This window comes from Shewanella sp. S1-49-MNA-CIBAN-0167, assembly GCF_040310145.1.
Taxonomy (GTDB): Bacteria; Pseudomonadota; Gammaproteobacteria; order Enterobacterales; family Shewanellaceae; genus Shewanella; species Shewanella psychromarinicola.
In genome coordinates this window covers 1-255 of the sequence record NZ_JBEOPO010000375.1, presented here as the reverse complement: position 1 = coordinate 255, position 255 = coordinate 1, and the positions used below count along the sequence as shown (strand labels likewise).

The window sequence follows — 255 nt, the reverse complement described above, 5'->3', positions numbered from 1 at the left end:
CACCAACATCATTGCGCTTGTTAGAATAATCAGTCCATTCTGCACGGCCAAGGTCACGATAACCTAGCTCAATACCGACGTATTCGTTAAATAAATAACCACCAAATACATCCCAAGCATATGGGTCATCTTCACCACATACTTTCATGGTTTTTTGGTCGCAGCTAGGTTCATAGTTGTTGACGCCTAAACCACCACCAACATACCAAGGTGTTAATTCTTGTGCAGCTGATGCAGCGAAAGGCAACATAGAGG

1 protein-coding gene is annotated in these 255 nt (G+C 43.5%); it reads right to left on the bottom strand.

The features are described 5' to 3' along the window. Window positions 1–255, bottom strand: a 255-nt coding sequence (locus tag AAEZ00_RS21695) for an outer membrane beta-barrel protein (RefSeq protein WP_351090050.1), incomplete at both ends; no start/stop codon positions are given.